The sequence below is a fragment of the Enterococcus sp. LJL51 genome (genome assembly GCF_049894025.1).
In the GTDB taxonomy this organism is placed as follows: Bacteria; Bacillota; Bacilli; order Lactobacillales; family Enterococcaceae; genus Enterococcus_L.
On the sequence record NZ_JBNEQE010000012.1, the window covers coordinates 78,560 to 104,585 of the forward strand.

General features: G+C 39.7%; 23 protein-coding genes and 1 other annotated feature (1 of these 24 only partly in view). Of the genes, 18 read left to right on the plus strand and 5 right to left on the minus strand.

What is annotated here, in order from left to right; translation table 11 throughout:
• Positions 1-185, plus strand: a binding site (T-box leader) (it extends 45 nt beyond the left edge of the window).
• A 382-nt stretch (positions 186-567) separates the two neighbouring features.
• From trpE to ACPWSO_RS11950, 8 genes are all read left to right on the plus strand, one after another.
• Complete coding sequence (gene trpE / locus ACPWSO_RS11915) at positions 568-1,935, plus strand: anthranilate synthase component I (RefSeq protein WP_426083622.1); 1,368 nt, start codon at positions 568-570, stop codon at positions 1,933-1,935.
• A complete protein-coding gene (locus ACPWSO_RS11920) occupies positions 1,932-2,522 on the plus strand; it encodes an anthranilate synthase component II (protein WP_426083624.1) in 591 nt (196 codons plus the stop codon). Before trpE ends, ACPWSO_RS11920 begins: the two co-directional genes overlap by 4 nt.
• Positions 2,506-3,519 (plus strand): anthranilate phosphoribosyltransferase, encoded by a 1,014-nt coding sequence (gene trpD, locus ACPWSO_RS11925; protein WP_426083626.1) that lies wholly within the window; start codon positions 2,506-2,508, stop codon positions 3,517-3,519. Before ACPWSO_RS11920 ends, trpD begins: the two co-directional genes overlap by 17 nt.
• The gene (trpC, locus tag ACPWSO_RS11930; protein WP_426083689.1) at positions 3,516-4,280 is read left to right on the plus strand and encodes an indole-3-glycerol phosphate synthase TrpC; all 765 of its coding nucleotides are present in this window, start codon (positions 3,516-3,518) and stop codon (positions 4,278-4,280) included. The genes trpD and trpC overlap by 4 nt, the downstream gene beginning before the upstream one ends.
• Positions 4,277-4,876 carry a phosphoribosylanthranilate isomerase gene (locus ACPWSO_RS11935; protein ID WP_426083628.1) on the plus strand — a complete coding sequence of 200 codons (600 nt, stop codon included), beginning with the start codon at positions 4,277-4,279 and terminating at the stop codon, positions 4,874-4,876. Before trpC ends, ACPWSO_RS11935 begins: the two co-directional genes overlap by 4 nt.
• Complete coding sequence (gene trpB / locus ACPWSO_RS11940) at positions 4,876-6,096, plus strand: tryptophan synthase subunit beta (protein WP_426083630.1); 1,221 nt, start codon at positions 4,876-4,878, stop codon at positions 6,094-6,096. Before ACPWSO_RS11935 ends, trpB begins: the two co-directional genes overlap by 1 nt.
• The gene (gene trpA, locus ACPWSO_RS11945) at positions 6,068-6,835 is read left to right on the plus strand and encodes a tryptophan synthase subunit alpha (protein WP_426083632.1); all 768 of its coding nucleotides are present in this window, start codon (positions 6,068-6,070) and stop codon (positions 6,833-6,835) included. Before trpB ends, trpA begins: the two co-directional genes overlap by 29 nt.
• 301 nt (positions 6,836-7,136) lie before the next feature.
• Complete coding sequence (locus tag ACPWSO_RS11950; protein ID WP_426083634.1) at positions 7,137-7,967, plus strand: histidine phosphatase family protein; 831 nt, start codon at positions 7,137-7,139, stop codon at positions 7,965-7,967.
• 223 nt (positions 7,968-8,190) lie between these two features.
• Here the strand turns inward: ACPWSO_RS11950 and ACPWSO_RS11955 are convergent, their stop codons facing one another.
• Together ACPWSO_RS11955 and ACPWSO_RS11960 are read right to left on the minus strand one after the other, a co-directional pair.
• Positions 8,191-11,238, minus strand: coding sequence for a M6 family metalloprotease domain-containing protein (locus ACPWSO_RS11955; RefSeq protein WP_426083636.1), 3,048 nt, complete (start codon positions 11,236-11,238; stop codon positions 8,191-8,193).
• 251 nt (positions 11,239-11,489) lie between these two features.
• Complete coding sequence (locus ACPWSO_RS11960; protein ID WP_426083638.1) at positions 11,490-12,467, minus strand: N-acetylmuramoyl-L-alanine amidase; 978 nt, start codon at positions 12,465-12,467, stop codon at positions 11,490-11,492.
• A 143-nt stretch (positions 12,468-12,610) separates the two neighbouring features.
• Here ACPWSO_RS11960 and ACPWSO_RS11965 point away from each other — a divergent pair, with 143 nt between their 5' ends.
• The 9 genes from ACPWSO_RS11965 (at position 12,611) to ACPWSO_RS12005 (ending at position 20,721) form a co-directional block, all read left to right on the plus strand.
• On the plus strand, positions 12,611-13,180 hold the full coding sequence (locus ACPWSO_RS11965; RefSeq protein ID WP_426083640.1) for a GNAT family N-acetyltransferase: 570 nt from the start codon (positions 12,611-12,613) through the stop codon (positions 13,178-13,180).
• Between the two features lie 16 nt (positions 13,181-13,196).
• Positions 13,197-13,613: a DUF3788 domain-containing protein gene (locus tag ACPWSO_RS11970; RefSeq protein ID WP_426083642.1), complete on the plus strand. Its 417-nt coding sequence runs from the start codon at positions 13,197-13,199 to the stop codon at positions 13,611-13,613.
• 283 nt (positions 13,614-13,896) lie between these two features.
• Positions 13,897-14,325, plus strand: coding sequence for a 50S ribosomal protein L13 (rplM, locus tag ACPWSO_RS11975; protein ID WP_426083691.1), 429 nt, complete (start codon positions 13,897-13,899; stop codon positions 14,323-14,325).
• 13 nt (positions 14,326-14,338) lie between these two features.
• A complete protein-coding gene (gene rpsI / locus ACPWSO_RS11980) occupies positions 14,339-14,731 on the plus strand; it encodes a 30S ribosomal protein S9 (RefSeq protein ID WP_426083644.1) in 393 nt (130 codons plus the stop codon).
• A gap of 223 nt (positions 14,732-14,954) precedes the next feature.
• The gene (locus ACPWSO_RS11985; protein ID WP_426083646.1) at positions 14,955-16,769 is read left to right on the plus strand and encodes a DUF262 domain-containing protein; all 1,815 of its coding nucleotides are present in this window, start codon (positions 14,955-14,957) and stop codon (positions 16,767-16,769) included.
• 354 nt (positions 16,770-17,123) lie between these two features.
• Positions 17,124-18,152 (plus strand): FUSC family protein, encoded by a 1,029-nt coding sequence (locus tag ACPWSO_RS11990; RefSeq protein WP_426083648.1) that lies wholly within the window; start codon positions 17,124-17,126, stop codon positions 18,150-18,152.
• A gap of 243 nt (positions 18,153-18,395) precedes the next feature.
• A complete protein-coding gene (locus ACPWSO_RS11995) occupies positions 18,396-20,105 on the plus strand; it encodes a metallophosphoesterase family protein (RefSeq protein ID WP_426083650.1) in 1,710 nt (569 codons plus the stop codon).
• A gap of 29 nt (positions 20,106-20,134) precedes the next feature.
• Positions 20,135-20,320, plus strand: coding sequence for a hypothetical protein (locus ACPWSO_RS12000; protein WP_426083652.1), 186 nt, complete (start codon positions 20,135-20,137; stop codon positions 20,318-20,320).
• Positions 20,321-20,592: 272 nt separating this feature from the next.
• The gene (locus ACPWSO_RS12005) at positions 20,593-20,721 is read left to right on the plus strand and encodes a hypothetical protein (RefSeq protein ID WP_426083653.1); all 129 of its coding nucleotides are present in this window, start codon (positions 20,593-20,595) and stop codon (positions 20,719-20,721) included.
• 764 nt (positions 20,722-21,485) lie between these two features.
• On the opposite strand, the gene add is transcribed toward ACPWSO_RS12005, so the two are convergent.
• The 3 genes from add to ACPWSO_RS12020 all read right to left on the minus strand — a co-directional run bounded on the left by add (position 21,486) and on the right by ACPWSO_RS12020 (position 25,076).
• A complete protein-coding gene (add, locus tag ACPWSO_RS12010) occupies positions 21,486-22,505 on the minus strand; it encodes an adenosine deaminase (protein ID WP_426083655.1) in 1,020 nt (339 codons plus the stop codon).
• Between the two features lie 266 nt (positions 22,506-22,771).
• On the minus strand, positions 22,772-23,791 hold the full coding sequence (locus ACPWSO_RS12015; protein ID WP_426083657.1) for an ADP-ribosylglycohydrolase family protein: 1,020 nt from the start codon (positions 23,789-23,791) through the stop codon (positions 22,772-22,774).
• Complete coding sequence (locus tag ACPWSO_RS12020; protein ID WP_426083659.1) at positions 23,784-25,076, minus strand: PTS sugar transporter subunit IIC; 1,293 nt, start codon at positions 25,074-25,076, stop codon at positions 23,784-23,786. Before ACPWSO_RS12020 ends, ACPWSO_RS12015 begins: the two co-directional genes overlap by 8 nt.
• A 167-nt stretch (positions 25,077-25,243) precedes the next feature.
• On the opposite strand from ACPWSO_RS12020, the gene ACPWSO_RS12025 reads away from it, so the two are divergent.
• Positions 25,244-25,975, plus strand: a complete 732-nt coding sequence (locus ACPWSO_RS12025) for a GntR family transcriptional regulator (RefSeq protein ID WP_426083661.1) — start codon at positions 25,244-25,246, stop codon at positions 25,973-25,975.
• Positions 25,976-26,026 lie beyond the last annotated feature (51 nt).

Sequence of the window (26,026 nt, forward strand, 5' to 3'; positions counted from 1 at the left end):
GAGAGCTGATGGCGGTGGGAATCAGCAAGGAAGGGATTGTGAATGGACTTTCGAGCGAAGTGCCGAATCAGAGTAGGCATTTCCGGGAACTCCCGTTATAGAGAAAAGTCGTTGTTGGACGACTGACAGAGAGGAAAGAAGGATTCTTTCAAATTGAGGTGGCACCGTGACTTTTCACCCTCAAACCATAGTTTTTTATGGTTTGGGGGTTTTTTGTTTTTTTCGGGACAGTTCAGAAGTGATTGAATAATCTTTTCAATGAGGTGGTACCGTGGATAAACGAATTATTCGCCCTCAAGAAATAGCTGGATAGCCAGGCTGTTTCTTGAGGGCTATTTGCTGTGAATCACTGCGATTGCCGAAGGCAGAGCAGATGATGAACAGCACTAGGCGAACGAAGCGAGCGTAGTCACCCGAGCGGAATCACTGAGATTGCCGAAGGCAGAGTAGATGATGAACAGCACTAGGCGAACGAAGCGAGCGTAGTTACCGGAACCATAGCTAAGCAAGCTTCTGATGGACAAAGGAAACGGAGCGTATCAAATAGAGAAATGGAGGGAAACGATTATGCAGAAAACAAAAGAAATACAAGCCGATTTTTTAACAGCTGTTTCAGCATTCTTAAGAGTACAAGGAAAAAACAAGTGCATGTTGGAAAGTATACCTAGAGATAAAAGCCAGGGAAGGTACACAATTATTGCCTGGAGTCCGGTCAAAGAAATTACCGTAAAAGAAAAGACCTTTACGGTTTCCGGTGTTGGATCTTATCAAATCGATGATCCGTTAAAGGAGCTGGAAAAACAGATTCTTGTATCAGAGACACCTATCAAAGGCTTGCCTTTCCAGGGCGGAGCAATCGGCTATGTTGGCTATGATGTGATTGGCAGTTATGAAGAGCTGGGACCGATTCCCCATGATGAGACGGGGCTTCCCGATATCCATTTTTATTTATTCGATTCATTTCTATTATTTGACCATCTGAAAGAAACCATTTTGCTGGTAGAGGCTGACAGCTATTCCCAACGAACAGAAGCAGAGTTGGAACAGGCGTTAACTCAAACTGCTGAACAATTAAGAACTCCTGTACCTGAGGAGCAAAAAGTAATCGAGCTAAATCCGCTTGACTACCGCAGTAATTTTTCGAAACATCAATTTGAAGAGACGGTTAAGAAAATCAAACGCTATATTGCTGAAGGTGATATGTTCCAGATGGTACCTTCCCAACGCTTAAGTGCTGATTGTACGGATAATCCTTTTGATTATTATCGAAGACTTCGAGTGGAGAATCCATCTTCTTACTTATATTTTCTGGATTTTACTGATACTTATGTAGTTGGTTCTTCTCCAGAACGTTTAGTGAGTGTGAAAAATCAGACAGTGACAACCAACCCGATTGCTGGAACGAGGAAAAGAGGAGCGACGCCAGAAGAAGACAACCGACTAGCGAAGGAGCTGCTTGCCGATGAAAAGGAACGGGCCGAGCATCTGATGTTAATTGATTTAGGCCGGAATGATATTGGAAAAATTAGCGAAATTGGTTCGGTAGAAGTTCCTCTGTATATGACGATTGAAAAATACCGCTTTGTTATGCATATTGTTTCTGTTGTTACGGGTAAGCTGAAAAAGAACTGCACAGCGATGGATGCGTTAAAAGCCACTCTACCGGCAGGAACAGTCAGCGGAGCCCCGAAAATTCGAGCAATGCAGCGTATTTATGAACTGGAGCCGGTTAAACGGGGAATATACGCCGGAGCGGTTGGTTATTTATCTAAAGATGATCAGGCGGATTTTGCCATAGCCATACGGACAATGGTCATCCATCAGAAAAAAGCATATGTACAGGCAGGTGCGGGGATTGTTTATGATTCCGATCCGAAAAAAGAGTACGAAGAAACCCTACAAAAAGCAAAAGCATTATTGGAGGTAGGACAATGATTTTACTAATTGATAATTATGATTCATTTACACATAATCTTGCTCAGCTGGCTGGACAATTTGCTGATATTTGTATTCTGCGGAATGATGCGCCTGAATTGCTGAGAAAAGCTGAAGAGGCTGACGGAATAATTATTTCTCCCGGACCGGGTAAGCCAGAAGAGACTGGACAAGTATTTTCAATTATTGAACGCTTTTACAAAGAAAAGCCGATTTTGGGCATTTGTCTGGGACATCAGGCAATTGGTGCAGTTTTCGGCGGACAAGTTCAGCAGGCAAATCGTATTTATCACGGAAAGGCATCGACAGTCAGGCAAACAGCAGGCTATTTATTTCAGCAGCTGCCGGCGGCATTTGAGGTTATTCGCTATCACTCATTGGTTATTAAGCAGCAGTCAGTACCAGAAGGATTTTGCATTACCGGCTATTCAGAAGAAGACAATGAAGTGATGGGCGTTGAACATAAAAAATATCCTGTTTTTGGTCTGCAGTTCCATCCGGAATCTATTGGGACCGCCGATGGAGCAAGTATGATACAGAGATTTATTCAGTTATGTGGAGGGGAAAAGTATGAAAGAGCTATTTGAAAAAATATATCAAAAACAACATTTATCTAAACTAGAGACCACAGGTATTGCTGAAGAGATTTTTGAGGGGCGTTTAACAGATAGTCAGCTGGCAGCTTTTCTGACCGCATTGAAATGTAAGGGAGAAACCGCAGAGGAGATGGCAGGCATAGCTGAGACTATCCAGCGCAAGGCGTTAAAAATCAATTGTCAGGCTGAAGAAGTGATGGACAATTGTGGTACGGGAGGAGATCAGTCAGGGAGCTTCAATATCAGCACTACAGCAGCATTTGTTCTGGCTGCCGGCGGAGTAACAGTAGCAAAGCACGGAAACCGCAGTATTTCCAGCCGTTCCGGCAGTGCTGACCTGTTTGAATGCTTAGGCGTGGATATTCGACTGTCTCCTGAAAGAATCGGTACACTGCTGGACGAGGTAGGATTGGCCTTTCTCTTTGCCCCTGCTATGCATCCGAATATGAAGCATGTGATGAAGGTTCGTAAAGAGCTAGGCGTTCCGACCGTCTTGAATTTGATTGGTCCGCTGACCAATCCGGTTCCATTGACTTCTCAGCTGATGGGAACCTATCGTCTGGACTTGTTGGAAGAAACGGCGGCTACACTAAAAAGCTTAGGCCGCCAGCGGGCAGTCGTTGTCAATGGCGGCGGCCGCTTGGATGAAGCTTCGTTGGCTGGAACCACTCATTATGCACTACTGGAAAATGGCAGGATTACCTTAAACTCCATAGAACCAGAGGAACTAGGCTTTCAGCGGCTGCCGTTAACTGCCATTCGGGGCGGCGATGCTCAGCAGAATACTGAAATCTTATATTCTGTCTTGAAAAATGAAGCAGGACCTTATCTGGATACGGTTCTGTTGAATGCAGGTCTAGGCTTCTTCAGCAGCGGAAAAGCGCAGACAATTGAAGAAGGTATTTCGATTGCAGGACACTGCATTAAAGATGGGGCAGCGATGGACAAGCTGCAGGAATTTATTCGTATCCAAAAGGAGGTAGCCTGATGACGGATTTTTTAGAAAAGATACTTCAGGAAAAAGCACAGGAAACCGCAAAGATGTCTAGAGAAAAGCTGAAGACACTGCGTCAGACTCCTTCGTTTTGTGAACGGGTCAGAAATGAACCAGAGTATGTTCATATCATTGGAGAAATCAAGCGGGCATCACCTTCAAAAGGACAGATAAATATGGAAGTAGATGCAGTCAAGCAGGCAAAGCTATACGAAGCAGCGGGGGTGTCGGCTATATCTGTTTTGACAGATGAAGTGTTTTTTAAAGGCTCGATAGAAACCTTAAAAGAGGTTGCAGCGGCTGTGGCTATTCCAGTTTTGTGCAAAGACTTTATTATTGACGAAAAACAACTGATTCGAGCACGAAATGCCGGGGCCACAATGATTCTGTTGATTGTTGCGGCATTATCTCCAGAAAAGCTGGCAGAACTGTTCCAAGCAGCACAGGATCTGGGATTAGAGGTTTTGATGGAAGTCCATAATCGAGAGGAATTGACGATTGCAGAAGCTTTAGCGGCTCCCCTGATTGGCGTAAACAATCGAAATTTAAAGACCTTTGAGGTGACGATTGAAACAAGTATTGAACTAGGGAAGCATCAGAAAACCAACGCAGTATACATTAGCGAATCGGGCTTTGAAACCGGTGCTCAGGCAGCAGCAATCAGTGACCGTTATCAGGGAGTTTTGGTAGGGGAAACATTAATGCGGGCTGCTTCACCAGAAGCAAAGGTTAGAGAGCTGAGGGCGGCAAGATGAAGGTGAAGATTTGCGGATTGAAAACAAAGGGAGATGTGGAGACCGCAGTCAGGAATGGTGCAGACTACATTGGTTTTGTGTTTGCTGAGAGCAGGCGGCGGATTACACCCAAACATGCACGTCGAATCAGCAAAATGATTCCTAAGAGTGTGAAGAAAGTCGGCGTTTTTGTTTCCCCCACTCTAGATGAATTGGAAGCAATCATTACTGCCGCTGATTTAGATCTTGTTCAAATCCATGGAGAGCGACCAGCAAACCGCTTTTCCGTTCCGCATATTCGGGCAGTGGCTGTTAAGGATACGCTTGACTTGGCTGTACTGGCTAATGATCCAGCAGAGTATCTGTTGTTTGATGCCCCGCCTCAAAAATACGTGGGAGGCAACGGTCAGACCTTTGACTGGGAAAAGCTGCAGCTTAATGATTTGAGCGATAAAAAAGTATTTATTGCTGGTGGATTAACTGTGGATAACGTTCAGACTGCCAGACAATTGTTTAACCCCTATGCTGTGGATATCTCCAGCGGAGTAGAGACGAACGGCGAAAAGGATTGCGAGAAGATTGCCGAATTTTTAAAAAAAGCGAAGGAGGAAATGTGATGTATAGTCAACCAACTAAAGGATTTTATGGTTCTTACGGCGGGCAGTTTGTCCCGGAAACGCTGATGAAAGCAGTGAAGGAACTGGAGGAAGTATATGAAGCATCCAAAACAGATGCCTCGTTTCAAGAAGAGCTTGCCTATTATTTAAAACAGTATGTGGGACGAGAAAATCCCCTTTATTATGCAGAAAGATTAACGAAAGAAATCGGCGGGGCAAAAATCTATTTGAAGCGTGAGGATCTCAATCATACAGGAGCCCATAAAATCAACAATACCATCGGGCAGATTCTGCTAGCTAAAAAAATGGGCAAAAGCAAAGTAGTGGCTGAGACAGGTGCAGGACAGCATGGTGTAGCTACTGCTACTGTGGCGGCGCTGTTCGGTATGGAATGTACCATTTTTATGGGCGCAGTCGATGTAGAGCGTCAGGCGCTGAACGTTTTTCGAATGGAGCTTTTAGGCGCTACGGTAGAGAGTGTGGAATCGGGAAGTAAAACCCTAAAGGATGCCGTCAATGAGGCTTTGCGGTTTTGGGTTGCTAATGTAGAGGACACCCATTACGTAATGGGTTCGGTTCTGGGACCGCATCCGTTTCCGGAAATTGTTCGGGATTATCAAAGTATTATTGGGGAAGAGGCTCGTCGTCAATTTTTAGAAGCAGAAGCAAAGCTGCCGGATGCAGTCGTTGCCTGCGTAGGCGGCGGCAGCAATGCGATGGGGATTTTTTATCCTTTTGTTAACGATCAGGAGGTTGCGCTAATTGGAGTGGAGGCCGCTGGTTTAGGTTTGGAAACTGGGGCTCATGCAGCTTCTATTAATAAAGGCAGAGTAGGCATTCTTCATGGGGCAATGATGAAGCTGCTGCAGGATGATGCCGGACAGGTACAGGAAGCTTTTTCGATTTCAGCCGGCTTAGATTATCCAGGACTAGGACCAGAGCATTGTCATTTAAATGAAAGCGGTCGGGCGCAATATGCCTTTGCTACAGATGATGAAGCGTTGGCTGCCTTTCAGCTGTTGTGTCGAACAGAAGGAATTATTCCAGCATTGGAAAGCTCTCATGCAATTAGTCATGCCGTGAAGGTCGCCCAAGAGCTAGGACCTGAAAAACAACTGATTATTTGCCTTTCAGGTAGAGGAGACAAGGATGTTCAGCAAATTAAAACATTACTGGAAAAGAGGGAATACAATGAAGACATTAACGAAACAGCTGACTAAAAAACAGAAAAATGGCGAAACGATTATCGTTCCGTATATCATGGCGGGGGCTCAAGGACTGGAGAATCTGGCAAATGAAATTCACCAGCTTGCAGCTGCCGGAGCAGGAGCGATTGAACTGGGCATTCCTTTTTCAGATCCAGTAGCTGATGGTCCAGTGATTCAAGCGGCTGGACTAGCTGCGCTAAAGCAGGAGGTAACGCTGGCTAAAATCATTGAGACATTGAAAGAAATAAAAACAGACATTCCCTTGGTATTGATGACCTATTTCAACCCGATTTACTCGTTTGGTTTGGAAAGGCTTATTGCTGAGCTAAAGGAGACACCAGTAAAAGGATTAATCATTCCAGATCTTCCCTATGAACATCGTGGCTACTTGACGCCGCTGCTGAAAAATACGGACATTGCGTTAGTCCCGTTAATTGCACTGACGACACCACAGGAGCGGATTAAGACACTCGTGACTGACGGGGAAGGATTTATTTACGCAGTAGCTGTAAACGGAGTAACAGGCATTGGCAGAGACTATCAGGCAGAATTGGATGACCACTTGCGGTTTATTCAAGAAATTAGCGACAAGCCGGTTTTAGCCGGGTTTGGTGTTTCAACAAAGGAGCATGCCCAACGATTTAGAAGAAGCTGTGCTGGAGTTGTTGTAGGTAGTAAAATCGTTCAGCTATTAAGCGAAGGCAGCGGTGAGCAGGCCGCTCAATTTGTCAGTGAAATAGCTGGAATCTAATGAAACTTGCCGGAGCAAGTCGACAAACTGCTCCAGATGGAAAATAAACTGTTAAAAATCAAATGAACTGAAAAATTCTGTAAAATCCCCTATTTTATAAATAAGAAAAGGTTTTCATTTTGGTGATAAAAAGTTATAATGAAATCAGTTGAATATGCAGGATAGTGATTGTTTTCGGCAAGCTAAACCTAATTATGCGGATTCCTTGAATCGGCATAATTAGGTTTTTTATTTTTTTAAAGGGAGGTATGTAAAGAAATCATTGTCCGCTTTCAATAAATTAATGAGGAGGAGTTTAAGAATGAGCATGAAAAAATTTTTAGTAGGACTAGCCGCAGCAGCATTAGTTGTGACAGGCTGTGCTGGGGGAACTGAGAAGGCGGATAAAACGGTAGGCAGCGAAAAAGCAGAGAGCGGGGAAATAACCATTTATTTTGCCAGACATGGGAAGACGATGTTAAATACAGTGGACCGTTCGCAGGGCTGGATTGATGCGCCGCTGACGCCGGCTGGCGTAGAGGTAGCAGAATATCTAGGAAAAGGGCTGGAAGACGTTACGTTTGATAAGGTTTACAGCAGCAATAGTGGACGAGCTATTGAAACAGCTGAGCTGGTCTTAGCCAATAATGGTCAGAATGGTATGGAAATCAACAAGGACAAACGTCTGCGGGAATATAACTTTGGAACCTACGAAGGGATGATGAATGAAGAGATGCAGACGGCTGTGGCAGAAGCCGATGGTCAAACATATGAAGAGTTCATGGAGGGGATGCAGAAAGACGGTTTTTATAAATCAATTCTGCATTTTGCCGATGTTTTAGCTGAATTGGATAAAGACAATGTAGAAGAGGGCGTTAACTGGCCGGCAGAAGATAGCCAGACGATTATTGACCGCCTGACCGCTTCTCTGGATGATATTGTGAAGGATGCAGAAAAAGAAGGACATAAGAATATCCTGGTTGTTTCTCATGGCATGAGCATTATTACCTTACTAGGACAACTGGACAGCAATGCAGAACTGCCGCCAACTGGATTAAGCAATGCCAGTATTTCTACTGTGACTTATAAGGATGGAAAATTCACAGTAAACTCTGTAAATGATATGAGCTACGTAGAGAACGGGCAGAAATAATAGAAGAAAGGAACAGGTCGTTAAACAGCCTGTTCCTTTTCTTATAGTTGGTGTCAAAGAGCGTGTTACATCAATAAGCAGTTTGGCTGAAATCTAAAGCAACATCTTCAACACTTTGTTTGTCCAAAATTGAATTAGAATAGTTAATTATTGGAGCTGAAATTAAGTTTAAATTTTTCTTCCAGTTTTATTGATTGAGTCAAAATCAACGTTTTCTATTCACTTACTTGACCGTTATAGTAATATTCACTCGGTTGTTACGGAAGAAGCTAGAAGTTACTTCAATATATGTGACTCCCTTTCCAACAGCTTTAATATTTCCCTGATTGTCTATTTCCACAACTTTAGGATTGTTTGATTTAAAATTTAATAAGGCAGCGGGCAGCTGCTCGGGTACATTTACTTCATAGGACAACAACTTTTCTTCCCCTAAGTTAAGAGCTAAGGTTTTTTCTTCCGGCACAATCTCAACAGAATGATCTAGTTTGACCATGCTGACTTCTCCTTCAGAACCTTCTGGTATAGACGATGATCGGTATGTTACCGCACCAGCAACACGCTCACCCTTTTTCAGAGAGTAAACAATCCAGTCTTCATTGTTTTCTGTATCAAACCAATTTCCAATGTTGCTGCCTTTGAGCCGAATTTCCGGCTGTATTCCTTTAGTAACCAGTAACGTTAGCTTTGTGGCATAATACCCATCTACTGGAGCAGTAAAGCTGAAATAGTCATAATCGCTTTCAAAGTCTGCAGTATAGTGCGCAGGCGTATTGAGCTGAAGCTCTGTTGCTTCACTGGAGTTATTTCCATGATCATCCCGAACTGTCACATTGATAGTTACTCGGTTGTTGCGGAAGAAGCTGGAAGTTATCTCAATCAAAGCTTGCCCTTTCCCAACAGCCTTAAGATTTCCCTGATTGTCTATCTCTACAACTTTAGGATTGTTTGATTTAAAACTTAATAAGGCAGCGGGCAGCTGCTCGGGTACATTTACTTCATAGGACAACAACTTTTCTTCCCCTAAGTTAAGAGCTAAGGTTTTTTCTTCCGGCACAATCTCAACAGAATGATCTAGTTTGACCATGCTGACTTCTCCTTCAGAACCTTCTGGTATAGACGATGATCGGTATGTTACCGCACCAGCAACACGCTCACCCTTTTTCAGAGAGTAAACAATCCAGTCTTCATTGTTTTCTGTATCAAACCAATTTCCAATGTTGCTGCCTTTGAGCCGAATTTCCGGCTGTATCCCTTTGGTAACTAACAATGTTAGTTTTGTGGCATAATACCCATCTACTGGAGCAGTAAAGCTGAAATAGTCATAATCGCTTTCAAAGTCTGCAGTATAGTGCACAGGCGTATTGAGCTGAAGCTCTGTGGCTTCACTGGAGTTATTTCCGTGATCATCTATCGCTTTATTAATTTTTAGATTAAAACTTGCTTCTTTATTTCCATCTTGACTAGTTGCTAAAATAGTTACAGTTCCTTCTTTATGGGCAGTCACCTGACCATTTTCATTTATTGTGGCAATCGATGTGTCAGAAGTTTTCCAAAAAACAGTTTTGTTCGTCGCGTTTTCTGGACTGAATAACGGTGCTACAGTTAGCGTTTGTCTCACAGCAATTTCTTTTTCTGAAAAATTAAATGAGATATTTTCAACAGGACGATGTTTCGTAATTTTTACATCCATAGCTGCTGAAGGTTTTGATAAAACCTCAAGCTCAAAGTTTGAATAACTTCCATCACTAAGCTGATTTGCAGGTATTGTACTTTTATTAAAGCTTGTAGGCTGAGGTTTACCATGGGTTCCAGTTCCTATGAAGTAGAATGGATCACTTTTATCGTTTGACTGTTTAAGAGCTTTATCAGCTGAAAGCAGCATGGCTTCTTGGGGGTGGCCAAAAGAAGTAAACTGTTCGTTTACTTTGTAAAGACCAATACCAGGATGGGCAACACTTAATGTTTCCATTCCTTGGTCGTAGCCGTCAAATTGCCTATTATCAATTAAAAAATATTCATAAGGATTTTCTGTAGATATTTTATAGATTAAATTTTCACTAGCATTACTAGAATCAATTTCGAGCATGCTATCTTCGCTCAAATCGACTTCTTGTACAGGGACACCTAGTTTCATTTTTGAATAGCCATCTAATCCAACAGGAGTCGCCCCGGCTAGTTCGCCATTCTTTGCACCAGAACTTCCAGCCCCCATTAAACTAGTTCGACCAAAACTACCGTCTGAAGAATGGTATAAATCGGGCAGGCCAAGGCTATGTCCAAATTCATGACAAATTACGCCTAAATTAACTGGACTTTCAATTGGAAAATAGTGTCCTTGGTAATAATTGTAATCGCGTTCTCCTACTTGAGTGTAGGATTTAAAAGAAACACCATCAAGTTTAAGCGCAGTCTGACCCTGTAAGTATGCAAAATGAGCCCAAACCGCTGGCGCTAGAAAGCTGCTAGTGCTTTCATAGCCGGCAATAATCGTCATGATATGCAATTCATTTGCTTCTAATTGACCATTTCCATTTGTATCATATGTTGAGAAATCAATGCTTCCATCTAGTGCTTCTAATGCTTTTTTTACCATCATCGGATTATCGATACTAAATTCAGTATTTGGATGTTTCATATCCAGCTTTACTTTTACTATCCCTGCTTCTCCTGTATTTGTTTCCGATGCAGGAATAATATGAGTTCTTCCGCCAGTTTCGTCCTCATAATAATGTGCTAAACTTTGCTTATTTTTATTAAAAATTTTTTCGGTCCATACATCTGGAGAATATTTCAACTCCATATCCTCTAACTCAACTAGAATGACTAAAAGCTTTTGGGCTCCCTGTGAAGAAACGCGTACTTCAGAACCTGTCAGTTGTTTCATTGTTGCCAGCAAAGGAGCAGCCTCTGTTTTATTTGTTAATTCTTCTTGATGCTCATGAATTGTTTCTGCAGTCAACGTGTTGAATGGACGGAGGTCAACTCCATATTTTGCTGAAGACAGAGAAGCTTCTTTAGCTCGTATCGAATCGGATGTTACATAATACCAATAGTTATCCGTGCTTTTTTTTACAATATCCCCTGAATCAGAAACAACATAGTTGAAATGCTCATCCCCATATTCTGTAATTGTCAATTGTTCTCCAGTCGGCTGTTGAACGATTAAAGGCTGCTCTCGAGCAGGAGCAGCTTCCGCTTTTAAACCAAATGTAAAGAAAAGGACTCCGAGCACTCCTATTTTTAACCCATTTAACCTAACCTTCTTTTTCATAATTTCCTCCTTTAAAATAAATATTTTTTTATATACCAACAAAACAACACTTTACTGTTAAGTATAGCAACTTCTGTTTCCTTTGTAACGATATAATTTTTTCTGAGTCTAGTTATGTTATTAATCGTTGAAAGCTATAAATGGGCTATTGGCTATTTTCTCCTCTCTAAAAAATAGTTATTTCAAAAAAACAGCTAATCACTCCAATTTTTTGAAGTAATTAGCTGTTTATTTTTATTTTCTTATGGTAATTATCTACCAGTCTCCTCATTTTCTTGAGCAAGATATTCTTTCATTCCATCTAAGATCCCCTCAGCTACTTGCTGCTGATAATTTTCAGTAGTGAAAGCGGCTAAGTCATAATCATTGTTCATATACCCAAGCTCTAACAAAAGTGCAGGACGGGTGTTTTCCCTCAGGACATGGAAGTTGCCGACTTCAACGCCGCGGTTGTCCAAGGGCAGCATATATTTTAAAGAATCATTGACTGCTTCAGCTAGTGCTTCGTATTTCTCATAATAATAGTATGTAGTGGTGCCAGAGGCTTCGTTCATATATTCAGTGGAATCATAGTGAAGACTGATAAAGAAATCTGCCTGATTCTGCATACTGATACTGCATATATCTTCCAAATCTATAGTAGCATCTGTATTTCTGGTTAATAATACGGTACAGCCAGCAGCTTCCAGCGTGTTTTTGATAATTTTCGCAGTAGCTAAGGTAATATCTTTTTCATAGAAAGAGCCGTTGTTGCTAATAGCTCCAGTATCCTGTCCGCCATGTCCCGGATCTAAAACGACAGTTGTATTCTTTAGTGAAGTAGCGGGAGCTGCAACATCAATTACTGCTTTTTCACTATAAAGACTTGAAATATATCCCTCGTACTGATCGTTGACAACCACGTGGTACCAGCTATTAATCTCATCAATATACTCAAGATATTCACCATGTGTCACCGTCGTAATCACATCACTACCGGTATCCGGCTGACTGTATAAAACTATATCTTCTTCTCCAACCTGCACAACAGTTAGGGTCTGGCTATCTAGGTTAACCTCAGAGACTTCACTCTCTGCAGCGGTTAAAGTCAATTGAGCAGCTGATGTATTTGTCTCTGCATTTTCAGTACCGTTGCCAATGATTGCCAGAAATAAATCGAAATAGAAAATAGCCGCGAAGCCTATCAATAATAAAACTGTCAGGGTGAATTTTCGGGAACGAATGCTCATACGATGCAGACCTCTTCATTCTTTGGGATGATTCAACGATAATGATTGAAGCTTAAACCTGACTTAAATTAAAAAATTCTGTAAAACGCTGTTGAACTTTCAGCGATCCTTCGTTAAAGTAGTATAAAAAGCAGGTGATGTAGATGGAAGTAATGGTGAATTATAATTTGATATTAGCTGAAAATCAACGTTTGGAGACAGAGCGGCTAGTTCTGCGCCCAGTAACTTTAGCCGACGCTTCTGATATGTTTGAATATGCCTCTGATGAAGAAACAGTTGTATATGTTTTTCCACTTCATCAACGAGTGGAAGATACAGAAGCGGCGATTGCTGATTATTTTATGAGTAACCCGTTAGGAAAGTATGGTATTGAACTAAAGGAAAATAAAAAGCTGATTGGGGCGATTGATTTACGCGTTGAACCAGCAAATAAAATTGCCGAAATCGGCTATAGCTTAAGTAGAAAATATTGGGGATATGGTCTGGTGCCAGAGGCCTGTGAAGCTTTGTTGGAGCTGGGCTTTGAAAAGCTGCAGCTGATACGGATATTTGCCAAACACGATGAAGAAAATCCAAATTCAGGTCGAGTGATGGATAAAATCGGCATGAAGGAAGAAGGGCGCATTCCCAACGCTCGTCTAGCCAAAGGAAAGGCAGTAACAGACGTCATCAAAGGACTGACGATTGAAGACTGGAAGAAAAATCGACAATAGATGAAGGAGGGATAACATGGACTGGAATGAGACATTTAATAGAGAAACAAAACCAGAGCTTGAGGACGTAACTGCGTTTATCCACACAAAAGAATGGGAACAGCTGTTACATGAGCTGACGGAAGAGCTCAAAATCAAACCAAAGCTGGAGCACAGCCGTTGCTCGATCCCCGGCTGGAACCTGAAATTTAAAAAAAGAGGAAAAAGCATATGTACCATTTATCCCAAAAAGGGAACGTTTCGGATATTGATTATTGCCAATAAAGAGTATCAGGCTGAGATTGAAGCCTTAATTGAGAAAAGCGATGAACAGATTCAAGAAGCCTACGAAACCTATGAGTATATGAACGGCGGCAAATGGCTGCTCTTCGATGTAGATAACGAAAAAATTCTACAGGATGCACGAAAGCTGATGGCATTTAGGCTACAGTAAAATAAAAAAGAGAAAAGAATGAATGGCTCTGTTGTTCTTTTCTTTTTATTTTTCAAAAGATAAAGGGAAAAGAGCGCAGGAAAGTAAACTGAAATACATTTGCAGAAAATGGTGAAAAAAAGCCGTTGTAATCGAAAAAATAATCAGAAATTCATTGACTTTACAAGGGATACGGGGTATTATGTTAAATGGTATTGTTTGCCCCACGATGAGCCCCGGAAACTCAAGTGTATGTCAAACATCGAAACGAAAATTGGAGGAAAGAACTGTGCGTACAACATATATGGCCAAAGCTGGCGAAGTAGAACGTAAATGGTACGTAGTAGATGCAACTGATGTTCCTTTGGGACGCCTTTCAACAGTTGTAGCATCTATACTACGTGGAAAAAATAAACCAACATTCACACCACATGTGGATACTGGAGATTTTGTAATTGTAATCAATGCTGACAAAGTGAAATTAACTGGTAAAAAAGCTACTGACAAGATTTACTACCGTCACAGCCAATACCCAGGTGGTTTGAAATCTGTTACTGCTGGTGAATTGCGTGAGAAAAATTCTCGCCGTCTAATCGAAAATTCTGTAAAGGGTATGCTTCCTAAAAATACTTTAGGCCGCAAACAATTTACTAAATTGAACGTATATGGTGAAGCAGAGCATCCACATGCTGCACAACAACCAGAAGTATTAGACATTACTAACCTAATTTAAGGAGGGAAATTCATTGGCTCAAGTACAATATATCGGCACTGGCCGTCGTAAAAATGCAGTTGCCCGCGTACGTTTAGTACCAGGAACTGGTAAAATTACTGTAAACAAAAAAGATGTTGAAGAATATATTCCACACGCTGACTTGCGTGAAGTTATCAATCAGCCTTTCGGCGTGACTGAAACAAAAGGCGCTTACGATGTAATGGTAAACGTAAACGGTGGAGGCTACGCTGGACAATCAGGAGCTATCCGTCACGGAATCGCTCGTGCATTGCTGGAAGTAGATCCTGATTTCCGTTCTGCATTAAAACGCGCTGGTTTGCTTACACGTGATGCCCGTATGGTTGAACGTAAAAAACCAGGTCTTAAGAAAGCCCGTAAAGCTTCACAGTTCTCAAAACGTTAAGACTTGTATTATCAAGACTTTCGAGACACTTTCCATATTTTGGAGGGTGTCTTTTTTATGCGTTTTATTAAATTCTCAATGTATTCATACGAAGTTGCAAATTTTTAAATAATAAACACTTTATAAAAATTGTAATTTCTAAAGTACATATTTCAAATCTATCTGGTATTATTGATTATTTTATGATCTAATAAAAGTGAATGAATGTAAAAGGAGGATTTTTATGGACGCAATCGGCTCAAAATATAAAATTGAAAAATATGGCTTTAATGAGTTAGATAGGACAGTAGTATTGCCTTCATTTCAGCGCAAACTGGTTTGGTCAAAAACAGAAAAGAAAAATTTTATTGAAACACTACATAACGGCTACCCGTTCGGTGCAATTTTAGTTTACCAGTATCCAAATGAAGATAAAATTTCGTTAATTGATGGATTACAGCGTTTTACTACTATTAGAGATTATAGGGATAATCCTCAAGAATATATTCCTATAAATGAGTTTATTGAGCGTACTTTAAATCTGTTTGTAACTGAGAATACACCGGCTACAACTACGGCAAACTGTAAAGCAGTAATTGAGAGAGTCTTCAAAAAGTATATCAACGATTTAGATAAGTATACACAATCACTTGATTTGTTTAATCTGCTTGAAGAAGAATTATTGAGTAGTTTCCCACAAATTTCTGATCATCTAAGAGAAATAATTCAAATTAAAGATGATCTTACTAAATCAATTACAAATTATTTAGATATTAGACGGATTGATATTCCTACGATTGTTTTTACTGGTTCAGACACAGAATTAGCTATAGTTTTTGAGAATCTAAATCGTGGAGGTAAGAAATTATCCAAATATCAAGTATTTGCTGCCCAATGGTATAAGTATGATGTGAAACTATCAGATGAAAAATATAACAAAAGACTTCTAGAGAAGACAATTAACTGGTATGAGATGCTTGAAAATGAGCGTGGAATTGAAATCGAAAATTTTGAACCAGATACAATGCGAGAAAAGTCTGAAATAAATATTGCAGAGCTTTGTTTTGCATTTGGACAAATGATTCTCGAAAAAACGCCTGTTTTTTGGGAGGGTAGTGGGAGCGATACTGCAAACGAAATTGGCTATTCCTCAATGGCCATTATATTTGGTGTTAAAAATAAAGAGTTGAGCACAATTATTGCAGAAGAAAATAGAGCTTTGTTTAGTAAATCAGATTTAATCGAAGAAATTTTAGAAGCAGCACTAGTCATTTATAAAGACATAAATATGTTGTTTCAACAATATCTACATACACCAGGCAACTTATCAAATTTCAAATATGCTTTGGGAACAAATTTTCAAATTTTGTCATATTTCGCTGCACTTTGGAATATCAGATATGAATTAAATAAAGAACGTTTAACATTACAATCAAGAAAAGGTTCTAGTAAGGAGTATGAGTGTGTTAAAAAGAACTTATTGAAATGGTATCTTTATGATATTGTAGAAAGTAATTGGTCCGGTTCAGGAGATACTAAGCTGGATCAAATTGCTATTGATCATAATAACAAGTATTTGAATGAAATTCTATCAGAAAATCTTAATAATGCTTTAATGAAATGGTATGATGAACAATTACAAAAACGTTCAATCAATTTCGAACCAATTGCTAAAATGCTTTACACTGTAAATGCTTCTTTTGATAGCAATGCATATACTAGCTCAAAATATGATCTTGAACATGTAATTTCTCGCAAACTAATAGCTAAAACTCCAAATCGAGCAGTGATTTCTGGTGGAACTTTAGGGAATTTGATGTTTCTAGATCAAATTACTAATAGAGGTAAGAAAGAACAATTTATGTATCAATATGTAGATGATGATGCTTTTGAGGTTAAGCAAAGTTTTATTGATTTGCATTTTTATCCATCAAAGAAAAATCTTCAATCGATTAAAAGAGAAATTGAAGCAAAAGGTAGTGATTACTCGAACACACAATCTGTTATCAAAAATCGAGGGAGCGAAATTATAAATTCTCTTGTTAAAAATCTTGAATAAATTTACTCGAATATCTTTGGTTGTACAGCAATATTGTTTTTATTAGTAGTCTAAGTAATCATCGAATTTCTGCCTTTCGTATTTTGAAAGGTATTTTTTACATCATGGATGTTCCTCTGTTTGAAGTGATAATAGCTATTCCATATAATGGTCAAACACATTTGTAAATCCAAGTTTTTCTCCGTATAATTATTAAGGGTGTTATGATAGTCATTGCGCTTTTTATTTGCTGCTTAATTAAATAAAAAAGCTGATTTTATCGGAAAATGAGCTTCAATAGTCATTAACACTCATTTTTTATTAATAAAAGTAAAGATAGTTCTTGTAGTACATAAATAGAAAAGGAGGATATGTATGAAGGATAAAAATAATATCTTGCGTCCGCTGGGCTCTGGTTTGGCGATGGCAGTTCCTTTAGCGATAGGTATCCTGACGAAGGATTTGCGGATAAGTTCAGTGGGAACGATGGGAGCTTTTTCTTATTTGGCGTTTCAGCATCGTTCATTTGCGTATAACATGAAGGCTATTTCTATTCATGGTCTGGCTCTACTGGCTGCATTTATATTAGGTGCAGGCACTGCTATGTTTCCTTGGAGTGCCCCTTTTATTATTAGCACCTTGTCTTTTGCTGCGTTTATTACTTCGAAGGTCTTCCGCATTCCAAAACCGGATTATTTTTTTGTCATTATGCTTTATGCGACGGGTTTTAATTTTCAGGCGGCTTCTTTTGGTGAGATTTTTCATCATAGTACCTATTTATTATATGGAATCGGCGGTTCTTTGTTGTCTGGTTGTTTGATTTCATTGCTGGAAAAGCTGCCGTATCGAATTCCTAAAGATCATTTTCAGCGCTTGTCTATGATGGATAAATATTATCTGACGATGTATGAACACCCTAATACGCTGTTGAAGGCTCTGCACTATTCAATGATTCTGTTTATTGCGGCTTACATTGCCTATTTGTTGAGAGAAAGCAACGGTTATTGGATATTGATTTCAGCTGCAGCTGTGTTGGCGGGTGAGCATATGAACAAAATTAAAGATCGAACGGTTGGCCGGGTAGTGGGCGGTGTTGTTGGGATTATGTTGGGTTTTTTCTTAGTCTCCTTAGGGCTGCCGCTGGTGTTCAAAGCACTGATACTGGTTGCTTTGAATATTTTGACTGAGTTCTTTATGCCTGTCAATTACATGGTAGCGAACTTCTTCACCAATCCACAGGTTCTGCTGTTAATGACAATCGGTACGAATTTTACACCGCTAGGACTGATCCCGATGCGTTTGTCCGGTGCAATCATTGGCAGTCTACTGGCGCTGCTATTGATTTTCGTGATGGAGTATTGTTTACAGCAGCTACAGCCGGATAAAGCTTCGGCAGATGAGTGACAATTTTTTTGCCTATAGGATTGATCTTCTGGATTGCAGGAGCATGCCTATAGGCTGGACATGTAAAAGTCTACTGGTCTACATTTACCTATAAGCAGCACAAACGTTTCCTATTCATATTGTGAAGCGTTTTTTTGTGGAATGATTTTATTTTAGGCATGATATAATAAACCTGATAATTAATCACAGATGAAGTGAACAATAAGAGAAACAGTAATTATTTTACAGAGGTGAGGTGATTTGGTGAAATCAGATAAAAGTAATGATTCGCTAGCTGTACAAAAGCAGCCTTCTGATATGCCTTTGGCATCAAAGGCTGTGTTGCCGCCGGAGCTGGGGGCTCGTTTGGCGCTTTATCCGGAAAATACACGGCGGCCGGTGAACAAGACCTTGTTTAGAAATGACTACTTTCAATTGACGTATAATGTGAGAGAACAGTCAATGAGTGTTTCATCTAGAGGAGATATTGTCTATTCTGCCATTCCTTATGATACGGCCCGAAGCTATATTCAACGTGCAGCGATTCAGTACCTGCTTCATCCGGAGGAGGTACGCCATTATCTGGAGCTGCATAAAACAAATATTGAACAGTATTTAGTGCTGAGTATTTTTCAAGTCACAGAAAAGCGAGTGGCGAAGGATTCTATCGAGGTACAGCGGGCGTACAATGCCATTCTGCAAAATCCGCTGCTTGAAATTCAAATTTTAGGTCGGATGCTGCAACATGATGAGACGGGACCTCTATCCGCAAATCTGGCTGGGAAGTTTTTATTTAGTGAAAATGCCAAAACAGGTATAGCAGGCTATGTCTCTGAATATCTTAATTTTGTTGTTCAGCTTACTCAGTCTTTGCCAATCACAACCGATGGAAAAAATCTGCAGCTGTTAGAATCGATGACTCCGGATACCTCCTTAGAGGATAAAGAGATGTATAAACAGCTCACCTTTGAATCAGATATTACGCCGGCTTTGGAGCTGCTTCCTCAGGAAATTAAACAAACGATTAATCATTCAATCATCAATACCACTCAGCCCATGCTTACGAATAATCGGCCGCTTTTGCGCTCAGAATTTGGCAGCGAACTGTCTGAGGTTCGAAAAAATTACGTTGCACATAGCGTTGATCCGCAAGAGCTAAAACAGTATTTTGAAAATGTCCTGCCAACAGAGAGCACCAACTTGGTGAATGTTGTTTCGGATATTCATATACTGGATGGTAAATTTCCTTTCAGTAATCAACATTTTAATATACTAGCTGGCGATGTTCAGAATTCTAAAGTGACCAACGAGAAAATCAGTGGAGTCTATGTTATAGGAAATCATGAATTGGTCGCTGTTTTACCAGAGAATCCTGATACAAAGGCTGAAGAGTGGGAGAAGTGGCGTCCTTTCCTTAACTATGAATGGTTTAAATTAATTCGGGAAAATCCTGATGACGCATGGCCGCTGCTGCCGACAGGAGATCATGATTATTATGAAGCTGTGAAAGGTGAGCTTGAAAAAAGGTTCCCTAAAATGAAGGTGTTAAATAATGATAGTGTGGTTCATGGCGGAATTCGCTACATAGGATTGACGATTCCGGTAGCACTGGTTAGGCGTAAAAAGGAGCTGCAGCGCTTTATTTTGAAGGCTTTAAAGCCGCTGCTTGCTAAGGATCAGAGTATACCGACAGTGATTGTTTCCCATGCCCCTTTATTTAACGAGCTAAGCAGGCTTTTTCCTAGAAGCAAGTCGTATAATAAGGACTATACTTGCTCAGAGCCGGCAATTGAACAGCTGTTTGAGCAGTATAATATCATTGGCGTGATTCATGGGCATCATCATATTCCAGCTGCCTTTGGCCGATATAAGCTAGTGGAATTTGCAGGGAAAGAGCGGTTTGTTGTTTGTTCTATTTATTCTGAAATGAACACTGGCTTTGAATTGACAAGTCTGTTTAATCCTAGCATATAAAGCATTTTGAATGGAGCGATAAAAGGGTAATGGCAATCTATATGTTAATGACAAAAGAGTATGAAGATGATGAAAAAGTGGTATATTTGTTTGGTCCAAATGAATTAACCTATGGAACGATAGAATATGATAAGGTGTTGAAAAAGTTAAATGTTATTGAAGAAGTAGAAGGTGATGCTATTTCCAATGAAGCTTATGTGAAGTGGGCTGCTTAAAGAATTGGCCGTATCCTTTATAATGAAGGAGGAGAATTTCCTCAACAAACCTCTGTTGAGGGATAAAAAATTTCTTTTAAAAAGCGTATTGAAATTAGCTGAAATGAGTGCCTGTAAAGTTCGACTGTCCTTTAGGGTTGATAGAATGATAGATAGCCCAGCTATTTCCCAATCTAGCCGATCAAACGTTTTTCTTACAGTTTCAGAAAATTAATTGTATCTTTCAATGCGGTTTTGAGTGTATAATGATACTGTTAAAGGCGGTGTAGAAAATGAATTCAAAAGAAAAAATGTTAGAGCTAATTAAAAAGAAACAGGCAGGCGGCCGCTCTAAGAAAATGGCTAATCCTAAAAATGATCTTAAAAACATGCGCAAAGGTCCGAAGATTTTTAATAAATAGACGAACTTTTTTTGCATTTGCTAGACAGCCGGTTTAGCCAGACCTATTGAGAACCAATCAATATCAGAATGTATATGTATCAAGAGTTTATTCGTAACGGTAACTATAGAGTTTGCGCTAGAACGGTTAACGTCAAACACCAAGTAGGTACTTTTCAGCAGCTCTACTTACATAGTAAGTAATCACAGTGATTCAAAGCAATGAGAAGGAATTTACGAAAATGACAGGAAACACGAAGTAAACCATTCGATGTTGACTGATTCCTACCTGGTGCTTTCCCAATTTTTGTTCAAATTCGGCTTATTGCTGAAGAAGTTGCTCCTGCGATTACTCGTCGCAGTTAAGTGCTTTGCGAGTGCTCCTGCGGTTACTCGTCGCAGTTAAGTGCCCATATGTGTTATTGTCTCACCGTTTATTCGAGTTTCGACATACTAAACGTTCGGGATTTTATTTATTATACGCAGGTTCTATGACCGAATGATTGGTACAAATAAGTAGAATGGTCTAGTTTGTCCCTCAAGGTCAACTTGGAGAAGAACCTCAATCAGTAATCGACCTACAAGCTACTCCTGTTCTCTTTAGTATGACAGGAAATAGCGTGTAGGTCGATTATTTTCATTCTGTTTGGTGGCGGTAACCCACCATGGGTGTTTGTTCTACTCACTTTTTGTAATAATAGGCGAAGAGATGATTAGGTCTGGTATGTTGCTGAATCATATTTTAATGTTGAGATAGAGACTTTTTCGTCCTTATCATATTTTCTCTTATTTGGTAACTGTTGCATAAGCTGATATTATCTTTTTTCGCAAGGCACTTTTTGTCTGCTCATCGGTAAAAGCATGGTTAACGGCATGGAGATTCAGCTGTTCCATTTCGAGATAGGTTAACTTGCAATGTTCAAATAAAAGCTGATATTCTCTGGTTAATGTTGTTTGAGATATTGTACGGTTATCTGTATTGATGCAGCACGCAATATCTTCTTTTAAAAAATGACGAAGGGGGTATTCCGCCCAGTTTTTCACTGCATTTGTTTGTAGGTTGCTCGAAGGGCAAAGTTCTAAAAGTACACCAGAGGTTCGGCATAGCTGTTGAGCAATAAGGTTGTCTTTGATTGCCACCCCATGACCGATACGTAAAGCACCTAAGTGAACTGCCTCAATTACATTTTGAGCACAACCGCATTCCCCAGAATGAATGGTTAGATTCAAACCGGAGGATTGGGCATGTTCAGCGGATAATTTAAGCTTGACGGTCGTCAGCTGCTCTTCATCACCAGCGAAATCAAATCCAGCAATGGGGCATTGATTTAGTTCAACAAGAGTATCTATTAGCTGCTTGTGTTCTTCTTCTGTATGATGGCGTAAGGCAGTAATTAATAGACTAACGTGGACAGCAAAGTCCTGTTTTGCTTGATTTATTCCCGAGTATACAGCGGTTATGATTTCTTTAAGGGATAAGCCTTTTTGTTGATGAAGTAAAGGGGCGAAGCGAATTTCAAGATAGCAGATATTTTCTGCAGCAGCCTGTCTAATAACATCATATGCGGCAGTGAACAGGCTCTCTTTTGTTTGAAGCAAGGGGAGGATTATATCAAAGCTTTCTAAATATTCTTTTAAGTTCAGACACTTTTTAGGCGCAGCAGCTTTTTCAAGGTTTGCTGTTGGCAGACCCTCTTTTTTAGCCAGCTTCTTCAAGGTATCTATTGAAACTGAGCCGTCTAAATGACAATGAAGTTCGACTTTTGGTAAATGAAGAATGGTTTTCTTTTGAGCAGTTGAATTCATATTTTCTCCTTGTATTTAATAAATCTGTCATGGGTAATTTAATATGGACTGGAACGAAAATGTATAGTCCCGAGCCATAAGCTGAGCTTAACAAAAAATATGTTTTTAGTTTGTGTTAAGCTCAGCTTATTTTCGAAGGGATTGCTTCTGTGGATACTTGCTGCAGTTAAGTCCAGTTATGTGCTGCTAATGCTCTACTATTTATCTGGGTTCTCTTGAGCGAGTTGTAAGGTTGGGATAAACACTTATTTTACATTGAGCAACGATTATAAACAGAGGGCAGTAAAATCATGAATAACTTTTTGGATGGAGAGTTTGGGATTTGCTTGCTCCATTTTTCTAATATATCTTTTTGGGATAGAGTCTATACCGTTTAATCCGCCTGTGATACCTCCCAACATTGATGCGATGGTATCAGTATCTCCTCCAACATTTACAGCTGCATAAATTCCAGACATGGTTTGGCCTTTTGTCCCAGCTAGTAAACTGAAAACAGCAGGTATAGATTCTTGAACCCAAAAGTTAGTCCCGACTTTATCCGCAGTATTTTGTAATAAGTCAGCAAAATCCTTGGACTGTCTACCTATGTAAACAGCTTTTCTAATTTTATATTCAATATCTGGTCCAACCGAGATGTGCTGTTGTTCTTCTCCATATTTACGCCCTTCTAGTGCCCCCCATAATGCTGCTTCAATGATTGTTTTGAGAGTCGCTTCGTTAGTCAATGCCTCCGTTGCACCACAGCAGATAGCAGCGGCGGCAGAGATAGCATTGCTGTTAAAGTGGGTAGATTGACACATTGCGATGGTGTACTCAAGAGCTCTTTTTTTATTTCCTTTGGCTAGAACGGCCAGAGGAATGGTTTTCATGGCTCCGCCATTTGTAGCAAGCCCGCTATAGTTAATTAGCCCAAATGGATCAACATCTGTTGGCAAATCTAATCGCATCTTTTCAATGGCTGTTCTAGTTGTTGGCCCGGCAAACTTATCAAAATAATATCCGTCGTTCCCCCAAGCAATGATGGCTTCTTTTGCGATTTTTTCATTGAACATTCCTTGATGCTGAAGGATTGCCTGCATAAGGTAATAGGACATACTAAAGTCATCTGTGATAGTTCCAGCAGGATATTCCCTAGCAAAAGTATCATTGGGAGCTTCTTGATATTCTTTTACATAGCCCCCAAAGTGTTCAATAATTTGCCGTGTATTTCGTAGTTCTGTTGGGGCACCTAAGGCATCGCCGACAGCAGCGCCATAAAGAGCTCCAAGTATTTTTTCTTTAGTCATTAATTTGCTCCTTTTTTAATCTAGTTTGTCCATCTAATACTTTCAAGAAGATATACCACATAAATGTTAGAACAACCAGTAATAAAAGTTGTAAAAGTGCACCGCGGATAGAGTTTGTCACAATAGCACCACTAATAATTAAGGGCATGGTATAAGGTAGTGCTACTCCAGTGGTGAGGGGAACTAACCCGACACTCATTGCAAAATAAGAAGTAACGGTCGTAATAATCGGTGTTGCTACTAACGGAATGAATAATATTGGGTTCAGCATGACTGGTAGCCCGAAGATTAACGGTTCGTAGACACCGAAAATTCCTGGAGCTAATGAAATCTTTCCGAGGTCATTCCAATCGGATCTTTTTTTAAAGAAAAACAACAATGAAATGAGTACTGGTATGGATAAATAGCCGCCGTTCAGTACAAAGAAATCTGTAAATTGTCCAGTTACTATATGAGGAAGTTCTTTTCCAGCTTGAAAAGCTGTCAGATTGTCAAAGGATTGGGTATTCCAGATTGGTACCATCACACTTCCAACAATAACATGTCCATGAAGACCAAAAAACCAAAAGAGATTTACTAATACCCCAACAATGATGGTTGCCGGTAGTGAGGTACCTAGAGAGGTTAATGGTTTTTGTAGCAGCTGATAAATCAGATTATTGACTGTCTCAAAAGGAGTGAGTTCAAATAAACTTCTTACTGTAAAGGCAGCGATTAAAGCGACAGCTATTGGCACAAAAGAAAAAAATGAATCTGAGACAAGTTTTGGTACGCTACTGGGCATTTTGATAGTCCAGTTATGCTGAATAGCGTAACGATAAATTTCCGTAGCAATAATTGACATAATAATGGCGGAAAACATGCCTACTGCCCCAATTTCTGATAAAGGGAGGACGCTTACTACTAGTTCTCCGGATTCTGTAACAGTGGTAGTAGGTGTGATCATGATGAAAGACAGCAATCCCACCAAAGCACCGTAAATTCCGTTTATTTTATAATGATTGGATAGACTATGGCCTATCCCTGCAGCAACAATAAAAGATATAACACCCATTGTTAAAGAAAAAGTAGGGGACACAAAAGTCTGGAATTGTGTAATATTTTCTTCACCAAATAGATTTGGCAAAAATGGGATATTAGCAATTGCGGTAAAAATAGAGCTGAAAACAGTAAAAGGCAGGGAAATCAAAAAGGCATCTTTAATTGCGACTAAATAGCGGTTTTTACTAAAAACATCAGCAAAAGGCAGTAGATATTTTTCCAATACAGCTGTTAACTTTTTCATAGTAGTTCTCCTTTTGTTTTTTTAGAAAGCACTTTCAAAAATATTAAACCATATGTTTTTTCTGGAGTCAACCAAATTATTTTTTGGAACGTACCAATTTGATTGAAAAAAGAAAAATACTTAGCTATAATAGAATAAACAGTAAAGTTGCAGTTAAGGAGGGCGAAATGGATTCTCTCAGTTTATATGAAAAAATAGCTGACCAGTTAAAAAGAAATATTCTAAATGATCAGTATGCAACAGGAAAACTCCCAAATGAAAGGGTTTTAAGTGAAGAATTTGAAGTAAGCAGAAGCACAATGAAAAAAGCAATTGATTCATTAGTAGAAGAAGGCTTACTCTTACGAAAAGCACGCTCTGGAACATTTGTAAATTTACTTTTTAAAAAGAATTATGAAGATTACAGCCATCAGCGTAAAGGACCGATTGGGTTAACTAAGTCTTTTTCAGAACAAGGGAGAGAGATTCGGTCAACTATCTTATTATTTGAAGTGATTTTACCGCCTGAAGAGGTGCGAAAAGCTTTGCTTTTGAATGAAAGTGATTTTACGTATCATTTTAAGCGAGTTAGATACATCGATAATAGCCCAGTATCCATCGAGACAGATTATATTCCTATCCAACTGTTTCCCCGTTTGACAAAGGAGATGATCAAGGACTCTATTTATGATTTTGCAGTTAAGGAACTAGGGATTTTATTAACAAACTCTTATGTTTCAATTTTTTCTATGCCGTCAAATCAAGAAGATCAAAAGGAATTAGGCCTTGAAATACATGAACCTGTAACAGTAACAGAAGAAGTTGTGTTCACTGAAACAGGGATTCCGTTTGAGTACTCTATAGTGAGAAATCATTATCAGAAATTTACCTACAACACATCCGTAAATACTGCGAAGTAGCAGTTCTGTCCTTATCATTTTTTTGAGTTGTTAGTTGAAATTTAAGATTAG

Coding starts and splice junctions, on each gene's coding strand:
- trpE (WP_426083622.1), top strand. CDS start 568: ATGCAGAAAACAAAAGAAATACAAGCCGATTTTTTAACAGCTGTTTCA.
- ACPWSO_RS11920 (WP_426083624.1), top strand. CDS start 1,932: ATGATTTTACTAATTGATAATTATGATTCATTTACACATAATCTTGCT.
- trpD (WP_426083626.1), top strand. CDS start 2,506: ATGAAAGAGCTATTTGAAAAAATATATCAAAAACAACATTTATCTAAA.
- ACPWSO_RS11935 (WP_426083628.1), top strand. CDS start 4,277: ATGAAGGTGAAGATTTGCGGATTGAAAACAAAGGGAGATGTGGAGACC.
- trpB (WP_426083630.1), top strand. CDS start 4,876: ATGTATAGTCAACCAACTAAAGGATTTTATGGTTCTTACGGCGGGCAG.
- trpA (WP_426083632.1), top strand. CDS start 6,068: ATGAAGACATTAACGAAACAGCTGACTAAAAAACAGAAAAATGGCGAA.
- ACPWSO_RS11950 (WP_426083634.1), top strand. CDS start 7,137: ATGAGCATGAAAAAATTTTTAGTAGGACTAGCCGCAGCAGCATTAGTT.
- ACPWSO_RS11955 (WP_426083636.1), bottom strand. CDS start 11,238: ATGAAAAAGAAGGTTAGGTTAAATGGGTTAAAAATAGGAGTGCTCGGA.
- ACPWSO_RS11960 (WP_426083638.1), bottom strand. CDS start 12,467: ATGAGCATTCGTTCCCGAAAATTCACCCTGACAGTTTTATTATTGATA.
- ACPWSO_RS11965 (WP_426083640.1), top strand. CDS start 12,611: ATGGAAGTAATGGTGAATTATAATTTGATATTAGCTGAAAATCAACGT.
- ACPWSO_RS11970 (WP_426083642.1), top strand. CDS start 13,197: ATGGACTGGAATGAGACATTTAATAGAGAAACAAAACCAGAGCTTGAG.
- rplM (WP_426083691.1), top strand. CDS start 13,897: ATGGCCAAAGCTGGCGAAGTAGAACGTAAATGGTACGTAGTAGATGCA.
- ACPWSO_RS11985 (WP_426083646.1), top strand. CDS start 14,955: ATGGACGCAATCGGCTCAAAATATAAAATTGAAAAATATGGCTTTAAT.
- ACPWSO_RS11990 (WP_426083648.1), top strand. CDS start 17,124: ATGAAGGATAAAAATAATATCTTGCGTCCGCTGGGCTCTGGTTTGGCG.
- ACPWSO_RS12000 (WP_426083652.1), top strand. CDS start 20,135: ATGGCAATCTATATGTTAATGACAAAAGAGTATGAAGATGATGAAAAA.
- ACPWSO_RS12005 (WP_426083653.1), top strand. CDS start 20,593: ATGAATTCAAAAGAAAAAATGTTAGAGCTAATTAAAAAGAAACAGGCA.
- add (WP_426083655.1), bottom strand. CDS start 22,505: ATGAATTCAACTGCTCAAAAGAAAACCATTCTTCATTTACCAAAAGTC.
- ACPWSO_RS12015 (WP_426083657.1), bottom strand. CDS start 23,791: ATGACTAAAGAAAAAATACTTGGAGCTCTTTATGGCGCTGCTGTCGGC.
- ACPWSO_RS12020 (WP_426083659.1), bottom strand. CDS start 25,076: ATGAAAAAGTTAACAGCTGTATTGGAAAAATATCTACTGCCTTTTGCT.
- ACPWSO_RS12025 (WP_426083661.1), top strand. CDS start 25,244: ATGGATTCTCTCAGTTTATATGAAAAAATAGCTGACCAGTTAAAAAGA.